The 7,734-nt window shown below is 72.1% G+C and carries 10 protein-coding genes; 6 read left to right on the forward strand and 4 right to left on the reverse strand.

Features of this window, described 5'->3' with window-relative positions:
* Positions 1 to 390: YicC/YloC family endoribonuclease (locus HW577_RS16215; protein WP_332837742.1), on the reverse strand; the 390-nt coding region annotated here is incomplete at its 3' end.
* A 28-nt stretch (positions 391 to 418) separates the two neighbouring features.
* On the opposite strand from HW577_RS16215, the gene HW577_RS16220 reads away from it, so the two are divergent.
* Positions 419 to 1,201, forward strand: a complete 783-nt coding sequence (locus HW577_RS16220) for an SDR family NAD(P)-dependent oxidoreductase (protein WP_198377191.1) — start codon at positions 419 to 421, stop codon at positions 1,199 to 1,201.
* Here the strand turns inward: HW577_RS16220 and HW577_RS16225 are convergent.
* Entirely contained in the window at positions 1,198 to 2,013 is an 816-nt protein-coding gene (locus HW577_RS16225; RefSeq protein WP_198377192.1) for a S49 family peptidase, read from the reverse strand. The genes HW577_RS16220 and HW577_RS16225 overlap by 4 nt on opposite strands.
* A gap of 76 nt (positions 2,014 to 2,089) precedes the next feature.
* Here HW577_RS16225 and HW577_RS16230 point away from each other — a divergent pair, with 76 nt between their 5' ends.
* The 3 genes from HW577_RS16230 to HW577_RS16240 all read left to right on the forward strand — a co-directional run bounded on the left by HW577_RS16230 (position 2,090) and on the right by HW577_RS16240 (position 4,849).
* Positions 2,090 to 3,286 carry an FAD-dependent oxidoreductase gene (locus tag HW577_RS16230; RefSeq protein WP_232474989.1) on the forward strand — a complete coding sequence of 399 codons (1,197 nt, stop codon included), beginning with the start codon at positions 2,090 to 2,092 and terminating at the stop codon, positions 3,284 to 3,286.
* Positions 3,287 to 3,440: 154 nt separating this feature from the next.
* A complete protein-coding gene (locus HW577_RS16235) occupies positions 3,441 to 4,073 on the forward strand; it encodes an isochorismatase family protein (RefSeq protein WP_419956593.1) in 633 nt (210 codons plus the stop codon).
* Positions 4,070 to 4,849, forward strand: a complete 780-nt coding sequence (locus tag HW577_RS16240; RefSeq protein ID WP_198377194.1) for a hypothetical protein — start codon at positions 4,070 to 4,072, stop codon at positions 4,847 to 4,849. Before HW577_RS16235 ends, HW577_RS16240 begins: the two co-directional genes overlap by 4 nt.
* A 77-nt stretch (positions 4,850 to 4,926) precedes the next feature.
* On the opposite strand, the gene HW577_RS16245 is transcribed toward HW577_RS16240, so the two are convergent.
* Positions 4,927 to 5,898 carry a Bug family tripartite tricarboxylate transporter substrate binding protein gene (locus HW577_RS16245; RefSeq protein WP_198377195.1) on the reverse strand — a complete coding sequence of 324 codons (972 nt, stop codon included), beginning with the start codon at positions 5,896 to 5,898 and terminating at the stop codon, positions 4,927 to 4,929.
* 138 nt (positions 5,899 to 6,036) lie between these two features.
* Here HW577_RS16245 and HW577_RS16250 point away from each other — a divergent pair, with 138 nt between their 5' ends.
* Entirely contained in the window at positions 6,037 to 6,786 is a 750-nt protein-coding gene (locus HW577_RS16250; RefSeq protein ID WP_198377196.1) for a maleate cis-trans isomerase family protein, read from the forward strand.
* Between the two features lie 5 nt (positions 6,787 to 6,791).
* The gene (locus tag HW577_RS16255; protein WP_198377197.1) at positions 6,792 to 7,220 is read left to right on the forward strand and encodes a CoA-binding protein; all 429 of its coding nucleotides are present in this window, start codon (positions 6,792 to 6,794) and stop codon (positions 7,218 to 7,220) included.
* Positions 7,221 to 7,226: 6 nt separating this feature from the next.
* Here the strand turns inward: HW577_RS16255 and HW577_RS16260 are convergent.
* Positions 7,227 to 7,734, reverse strand: a 508-nt coding sequence (locus HW577_RS16260) for a hypothetical protein (RefSeq protein ID WP_198377198.1), incomplete at its 5' end; no start/stop codon positions are given.

The raw sequence follows: 7,734 nt of genomic DNA on the forward strand, positions 1-7,734 counted from the left end.
GTCCGGCTCGCGCGCCTCGGCGCGCAGCACGCCGGGCAGGGTCAGCAGCGCCTCGGCGCGCGGCGGCGCGGCGCCGGGGATGCGCGCGGCGAGATCCAGCGCGATGCGCAGCGCCTGTTCCAGCGCCTCGGGGTCGGGCGTCAGACGCGCGGCGCTCCGCTCCTCCCGCTTCAGGGTCAGTGTCGCGCTGACATTGCCGCGCTTGAGCAGCCGCGCGGCGGCTTCCTTCAGCGGTGTCTCCAAAGCATCGAAGCCGTTCGGCAGGCGCAGGCGCACGTCGAGGCCGCGGCCGTTGACGCTGCGCACTTCCCAGACGAAGGAGGAACCGTCGGCCAGCGTGCCGCCCTCTCGGGCGAAGCCGGTCATGGAGGAGAGGGGGGCGGCGGACATGCGCGCTTCTCCCCCGCGGAGGGTCGGGATGCAAGCCGCCTGGAACCATGTGCTGATCACCGGCGCCTCCTCCGGCCTCGGCCGCGCGCTGGCGGAGGCCTGCGCGCAGCCCGGCGCGGTTCTGCATCTTTCCGGCCGCGACGCGGCGCGGCTGGAGGAAGCCGCCGCCGCCTGCCGCGCGAAGGGGGCCGATGTGCGCCCGGTGGTGATGGATGTGCGGGACGCGGCGGCGATGGCGTGCTGGATCGCGGCGGCGGGCCGGCTCGACCTGGTCATCGCCAATGCCGGCATCTCCGCCGGCACGGGCGGGGACACGGAACCCGCGGCGCAGGCCGCGCGGATCTTCGAGACCAACCTGACCGGCGTGCTGAACACCGCGCTGCCGGCGATCGAGGCCATGGCGCGCCAGGCGCCGGGCGCGGATGGGGTGCGCGGGCGCATCGCGGTGATCGCCTCGCTGGCCGCCTTCGTCGCCGCCCCCGGCGCGCCGGCCTATTGCGCGAGCAAGGCGGCGGTGCAGCGCTGGGCCGAGGCGCTCGATGCCAGCGAACGGCGGCGCGGCATCCGCCTGCATGCCATCTGCCCCGGCTATGTCCGCACGCCCATGACGGCGCGCAACGCCTTCCCCATGCCCTTCCTGATGGATGCGGAGGAGGCGGCGCGGCGGACGCTGTCGGGCATCGCGCGTGGGCGGGTGCGCGTGGCCTACCCCTTGCCCACCTACGCCATGGCGCGCTTCGCGGGCGCGCTGCCGCCGGCGGTCACGGCCTGGTTCTTTTCGCGCCTGCCGGCCAAGGCGGCGGAGGGCTAGAGACCCAGCCGCGCCCAGGCCGCGCGTTCTTCGGCGATGTGCGCCAGCGCCTCCACCCCCTCCCGCGCGCCAGGGATCAGGCGCCACGGGAAGGGGCGGCGCCGCTGGCCGAGGCGGATGATCCGCACCTTCTCCCCGAAGCGCCGCCGCGCTTCGGATTCCGCATCGCCCAGCGCATCCGCAAGGCCGAGATCGACCGCCTCCCGCCCCGTCCAGAAGCGGCCGGTGAACAACGTCTCCTCCGGCGCCTTCAGCTTCTCCCCGCGCCGTGCCCGGATCCAGGCCTTGAACTCCTCGTGCAGCGTGGCGAGCAACTCGTTCAGCCGGGCCACATCCTCCGCGCGCTCCGGCGCGAAGGGGTCGAGGAAGGACTTTTCCGCCCCCGCCGTGCGCAACCGCCGCGCGACGCCGAGCCGCGCGATCGCCTGGTCGAAGCCGAAGCCCGCGCTGATCACGCCGATGGACCCCAGGATGGAGGCCGGGTCGGCCACGATCTCGTCCGCTGCCGCGGCGATCCAGTAGCCGCCGGAGGCCGCCGCATCCTCGACCACGGCGATCACCGGCACTTTCTTCTCCTCGGCCAGCCGCCGGATGCGCCGGGCGATCAGCGAGGACTGCACAGGCGAGCCGCCCGGCGAGTTCACCACGAGCATGACCGCCGAAAGACGACCGATCCCGAAGGCGCGGTCCAGGAGCGGGCCGATGCCGGCATCGTTCAGCCCGCCGGACAAGGGGTCGGGCCGGGCGGCGATCAGGCCTGAAAGCCGCACCAGGGCGACGCGCGGCGAACGGTCGAAGAAGGGGATGTGCATGGCCCATAGATGCCGCCGCGCGGCGCGGCATCAAGCGGCCTTGCCGCGGCTGGCCCCGCGCGCTGCAATGGGTGGCATGACAGACAACCGCGTCCTGATCGCCGGCGCCGGCCCGGCGGGCCTTGTCGCCGCCGCCGTGCTGGCAGACGAAGGCATTCCCGTGACGGTGGTCGAGCAGGCGCGCGACCTGCCGGACGACCTGCGCGCATCGACCTTCCATCCGCCGACGCTCGACATGCTGGAACGCTTCGGCGTGCTGCAGGCGATGATCGACCAGGGGCTTATCTGCCCGACCTGGCAGTTCCGGGACCGGCACCGAGGCGTGATCGCGACCTTCGACCTGGGTCTGCTGAAGGAGGACACGAAGCACCCCTACCGGCTGCAATGCGAGCAGTGGCGGCTGACGCGCATGCTGCGCGACAGGCTTGCGACGAACCCGGACGTCACCTTCCTGTACGACGCGAAGGCGGTGGACGTGGCGCAGGACGCGGACGGCGTGACGCTGTCGGTGGAACGCCCGGACGGGTCGCGGGAGAAGTTGCGCGGTCGCTACCTGGTGGGCGCGGACGGTGCGTCGTCGGCCGTGCGCAAGGCGCTCGGCATCGGCTTCGAGGGGATGACGATCCCCGAGATCTTCCTCACGCTCTCGACCACCTTCCCCTTCCACGAGGCGATCGGGGACCTGGCGAACATCGCCTACATCTCCGACCCCGAGGAATGGTTCGTGCTGCTGCGCACCGCATCGCTCTGGCGCGTGCTGTTCCCGACCGACCCGGGGGAGAGCGAGGCGCGGATGATGGACCCCGCACGCATCGAGCAGCGCCTGCAGGCCGTCGTACCGAACCCGAAGGGCTATGAGCTGCGCCACCGCACCGCCTATCGCGTGCATGAACGCGTTGCGGACACCTATGCGAAGGGCCGCTGCTTCATCGCGGGCGACGCCGCGCATATCAACAACCCGCTCGGCGGCATGGGCATGAATGGCGGCGTGCACGACGCCTTCAACCTGGCGGGCAAGCTCGCCGAGGTCTGGCGCGGCGCCGACCCGGCGTTGATGGAGCGCTATTCGCGCCAGCGGCGGAAGGTGGCGCTGGAGACGGTGCAGGCGACGGCGCTGCGCAACCGGCAGATCCTGAACCAGCGCGACCCGGAGGTACGGCGCGCCTATCACGACGAGCTGCGCGCCACCGCCGCCGACCCGGGCAAGCACCGCGCCTTCCTGCTGCGCACCTCGATGATCCAGTCGCTGCGCGACCTGGAGCAGGTCGCGTGAAGCGGAGAGAGTTGTTCGGCGCGAGGCGCGGCCTCGCGCCGCAAGCGCGAAGCGCGACCGCGCCCAGACTGACAGCCGCCGCCCATGCGGCAGTCCATGGCGCGAAGCCAAGCCGCGCGGATGCGCGGCGCCCGGCGTTTGAGGGACAAACAACGTGAGCGGACATCCTGAGGCCGACATCTACCACCGCCAGGGCATGGGCAACCGGGCCGGGCTCGGCGAGGCGCCGGCGCTGGTGATCGTGGATTTCGTGGTGGGCTTCTCCGACCCCGACCATTTCGGCGGCGGCAACATCGCGCCCGCCATCTCTGAGACGGTGCGTCTGCTCGACTTCGCGCGGCGGCAGGGCTGGCCCGTCGCGCATACCCGCGTCGTCTATGCCGATGACGGATCCGATGCCGGCGTCTTTACGCTGAAGGCGCCGAGCCTGCGCAAGCTGACGGAAACCAGCCCGCTGTCGCAGATCGTGCCGGAACTCACGCCACTGCCCGGCGAGCTCATCGTGCGCAAGCAGGGCGCGTCAGCGTTCTTCGACACGAACCTCGCCGGCTGGCTCGCCTTCCGCCGCGTGGACACGGTGCTCGTCGCGGGCTGCACCACCTCGGGCTGCGTGCGCGCGACCGTGGTGGATGCGATGCAGAACAATTTCCGCACCATCTGCGTGACGGATTGCGTCGGCGACCGTGCCATCGCGCCGCATGAGGCGAACCTCTTCGACATGGGCCAGAAATACGCGGACCTGATGACTCGGGCGGATCTAGAGGCGGCCTGGACCGCGCCGCGGTGAGTCTCGCCGAGATCCGCGAGGCGGATGCGCCCCCCGAGGTCGCCGCCATCTTTGCGGGCTTGCGCGCAGGCGTCGGGGTCGCGCAGGTGAACCTGATCTGGCGCCATGCGGCAGCCTTGCCCGGCGTGCTGGAGTGGCTCTGGGCGCAGGCCCGGCCGGCCTTCGACAGCGGCGCCGCGGCCGGGGCGCGCGACAGGATCGCGGCGCGCGTATCGCTGCCCGGCATGCCGCGCGGCACGGCATCCCCGGACGTCGCCGCGCTGGTGGAGACCTATAACCGCGGCAACCTGACGAACCTCGCGGTGCTGACGGCGATCCGGCGGCGTGCGGAGGGCGTGGCGTCCCGCGCGCCCGGACCATCGGCGCCGGTCGGGGCGATGCTGCCCGCGCCACCGCCTTTGCCGCGCCTGGGGGATCTGCCGCCCGCAGTTGCGGAGACGGCGCGTGCGCTCGCTGCGCGCCACGGGCTTACCGACCCTTCGGTGATGCCCAGCCTTTACCTGCATCTCGCGCTGTGGCCGGAGGTGCTGGCGGCGCTGCCGGGCACGCTCGGGCCACTGTTCGCCGAAGGCGTGCTGGCGCGAGCGCGGGATGCCGCGGTCGCCGCGGCCGAGGCGGAGGCACCCGGGCTGATCGCTGCCCTCGGCCCGACGCCCGCTGCGCCGGCGGCGCTACCAGGCTTCCTCGCGACGCTCGGGATGTTCACGCGCGAAGTCATCCCCGGCATGGTCCCGGTCGGCCTCTGCCTCCGCGCATCCTTCGCCGCGGGCCCCTGACCGCCGCGCCGGCGCCGCCCTGCCGGCAGACAGAAAAGGGAGGTGGCGCGGGAGAGGTTCCCTTCCCCCGCTCCTTGCTATCCCGCCCGCGCCCCCGTCGCGCGGATGATCGCCCCCATGCGTTCGCTCTGCTCGGCCATGAAGCGCGCGAACTCCGCGCGGCGCATCGTGCGCGGCACCGACCCGCCGGCGATGATGCGGCTGCGCAATTCCTGTTCTTCCATGCTGGCCGCGAGGGCCTCGTCCAGCCGTGCCAGGATCGGCTCCGGCACGCCGGCGGGCGCGGCAAGGCCGAACCAGCCCGTGGTGGTCACATCCACGCCCTGTTCGCGCATCGTCGGCAGGTCGGGGAAGGCGGGCACGCGGTCCGGCCCGCTGACGGCGATCGGGCGCATGCGCCCGCCCTGCGCCATGGCGGCGACGGCGGAGATGGACTGGAACAGCACGTCGAGCCGCCCCTCGATCAGGTCCGTGTTCATCTGCCCCGCCTGGTTGTAGGGCGCGTGGATGATCTCGATGCCCGTGATCTGGCCGAACTGCGCCGCGGCGAGATGCTGGGAGGAGCCGATGCCGACCGAGCCGAAGTTGAGCGGCCGGCCAAGCCCCTTCGCCCAGGCGATGAAGCCCTGGAGATCGCGCGGCGGGTTCTGCGGCGGCACGACGACGATGTTGGGCACCAGCGCGATCATGCCGACCGCCGCGAAATCCTTCTCGGGGTCGAAGGGCATGTTCGCGTGCAGCCACTTGTTGGCGGCATGCGATGCGATGGAGGCGAGGCCAACCGTGTAGCCGTCGGGCGCGCTGCGCGCGACGGCGGTCATGCCGATGTTGGTGCCGGCGCCCGGGCGGTTCTCCACCACCACGGTCTGGCCGAGGCGTGCGCCGAGCCGGTCGCCCACCAGGCGCGACAGCACGTCCCCCGCCCCGCCGGCGGGGCCCGGGTTGATCCAGCGGATCGGCCGGTCGGGCCAGGGCGCTTGCGCGCGCGTGGCCGCAGGCAGCGCGAGCGAGGGCGCGGCGAGGAGGACGCGGCGGTGGATGCGGGCCATGGCGAGGTCTCCGGCGTGAAGCGACGGGTCTTGGTTGCGGGCACTGTTGCTTGCACGCGCCGTGCCGGCAAGGCGCCGGGGCTGGCGCCGCGCCACGCGTGTGGCACGCTGCACGGACCGGATACGACGGAGGGTGCGATGGGCAAGGACGTTCTGGGCTGGCGGAAGCTCTTCGGGGTGATGGGCCCGTCGACCAACACCGTGGTGCAGCCGGATTTCGACATGATGCGCCCGGCGGGCGTGACCAACCACTATTCGCGCATCTACACGCCGAATGCGGATGCGGTGTCGAACGAGACCTTCCGCAAGGGCGCGGAGCTGATCGGCGCCAACACCATGGACGCGGTGAAGTCCGTCATGACGTGCCATCCCGACTACCTGGTGATGGGCATGTCGGCGGTGACCTTCTTCGACGGCGCAAGGGGTGCCGACCGCTTCATCGCACAGGTGAAGGAGGTGTCGGGCCTCGACATCTCGGTCGGCAGCCATTCCTGCACGGCGGCGCTGAATGCCCATGGCGGGGTGAAGCGGCTTGCGATCCTGTCGCCCTACTGGCCGGCGATGAACATCGAGGTGGCGCGCTACTTCGGCGACATGGGCTTCAGCGTAGTGCGGGACATCGCGCTGCAATGCCGGTCCTGGACCGGGATCGCGCAGGTCACGCAGGCGCAGTGCGTCGCCGCGATCAAGCAGATCGACGGCGACGACGTGGACGCGATCGTGCAGGTGGGGACGAACCTGTCGATGGTGAAGCTCGCTGCGATGGCGGAGATGTGGCTCGGCAAGCCGGTCATCGCCATCAACACCGCCACCTACTGGCACGCGCTGCGCGCGAACGGGATCATGGACAAGGTGGAAGGCTGCGGGCGGTTGCTGGAGGAGTTCTGACCGCGATGGACGACGACGCGATCCGCGCCCTGCTGCTCGCCACGCGCCGCATTGCCGTCGTCGGCGCCTCCGACCGGCCGGACCGGCCGAGCCATGGCGTGTTCCGCTTCCTGCTCGACCGCGGCTACGACGCGGTGCCGGTAAACCCCGCACTGGCGGGACGCCCGGTGCATGGCGTGACATCGGTGGCGACGCTGGCGGAGGCCGCGCCGCTCGACATGGTCGACATCTTCCGTCGCAGCGCCGAGGCGGGCGCGGTGGTGGAGGAGGCGATCCGCCTTGGCGCGCGATCTGTCTGGATGCAGCTCGGCGTGGTGGACGAAGCCGCGGCGGGGCGGGCGCGCGCAGCCGGGATCATCGTGGTGATGGACCAGTGCCCGGCGATCGAATGGCGGCGGCTGTCGCTGCCGCAGCGCATCGACGCCGCGGGTTGACGTCGCTCAGCCGTGGATGTTCCCCGGCCGGGTGCGCCACTGGTATTGGACCGCCCCGCCGCGATTGCCGGCGATCCGCAGCGGGGGGTTCGGTCCGTAGATCTCATGCGCGTAGGCCGGGTTGTAGTCGCAGACCAGCCGGCCCATCGCATCGGTGATGTAAACCCAGGTGGCCGGCCCGACGCGCCAGGTCACGCCGCCATGGTTGGCGATCGTCATGGCGACGATGCCGCGGCCGGATGCGCCATAGTTGCGGACGGAGGTGATGAACGGCCGGTAGCGCGCGGGCTCGCGCGCCTTGGCGGCCTCGATGATGCCGTCCTCATGGTCCTCGACCGCGGCCTTGATCACGCCGGTCACGGCCGAGGCGACCGCGCCGACCGTGCCCGCGACGATCCCGGCGACGACGCCCCCGCCCCAGAGCGCGATGTCGCCGGGCTGCGGCGGACGGCCGCTCAGCACCCAGACGGCGGGCTGCACCAGCGCGCCCGCGACCGTGCCCGCGCCGACGCGC

This window comes from Neoroseomonas rubea (genome assembly GCF_016106015.1).
Lineage (GTDB): Bacteria > Pseudomonadota > Alphaproteobacteria > Acetobacterales > Acetobacteraceae > Neoroseomonas > Neoroseomonas rubea.